We start from the raw sequence: 819 nt of genomic DNA, 5'->3' as shown, positions 1-819 counted from the left end.
CTGCTGACGCCCGGCTCGATCAGCCCGCTCGGGCAGCACGCGGAGCTGCGCGGATTCGTGCCCGGCGCGAACCGGCTCGTGGTCGCCGATCCGGAGTCGGGCTCGCTGATCGACCTGGCCGACGGCTCGGTCGAGACGCTCGCCCTCCCGCCGGCGGACGTGAGCGCGACCGCGTCGCCCGTGCAGATCCTGCTCCTCGACTCCGGGAGCTACGTCGAGCTCGAGGCCGAGTACGCGCCGGAGACAGGGGCGACCCAGTACTCCGTCGTCCGCGTCGACGCGTCCGGCACCTCGCAGGTGTTCCGCACCTCGCCGACGGGGCGCATCCGCGGCGTCTGCCTCTCGCCGAACGGGCAGTACCTCGCCGTCGAGACCGTCTCGGTCGAGGGTCGGCCGGACGACTACCCGGGCGAGCCGGGCTTCAGCGCGACCTCGACCGTGCTCGTCGACCTCGGCACCGGCGACACCGCGCGCAGCGTCAACGGACGCTCGCGCGACTGGTGCGCGTAGGGGGCGGGCCGACGATCGGCTCGTCCACCTGACTGATTGCTGGCGGCCCGGAAGTACCGGATCGTGCAGCAGATCATCGAGAACGACCAGCGCGCCGAGCTGAGCGTCGCGGACCGCACCGCCGCGTGGGCGCAGCTCGCGTTCGAGGGCGTCACCGCCGCAGCGATCGCCAAGCGCACCGGCACCAAGACCGACGCGGTGTAGAAGGGCCTCGCGGTCGCGGAGTCCGCGACCGTCACGTCCGTTCTGCACGAGCACGAGCTGACCCTGGACCAGGCGGCGGTGCTGTTGGAGTTCGAGGACGACGCC

2 protein-coding genes are annotated in these 819 nt (G+C 72.5%); both read left to right on the top strand.

Annotated features, from left to right (window positions below; translation table 11 throughout):
* Positions 1 to 510: hypothetical protein (locus C5C36_RS17825; protein WP_374954357.1), on the top strand; the 510-nt coding region annotated here is incomplete at its 5' end.
* A gap of 63 nt (positions 511 to 573) precedes the next feature.
* The gene (locus C5C36_RS17820; RefSeq protein ID WP_181131510.1) at positions 574 to 714 is read left to right on the top strand and encodes a hypothetical protein; all 141 of its coding nucleotides are present in this window, start codon (positions 574 to 576) and stop codon (positions 712 to 714) included.
* Positions 715 to 819: the final 105 nt, after the last annotated feature.

Origin of the sequence: Rathayibacter sp. AY1G1, assembly GCF_002932095.1 — a bacterium.
GTDB lineage: Bacteria > Actinomycetota > Actinomycetes > Actinomycetales > Microbacteriaceae > Rathayibacter.
Note: the sequence above shows the minus strand (reverse complement) of the source record. Positions and strands in the feature narration are given on the sequence as shown.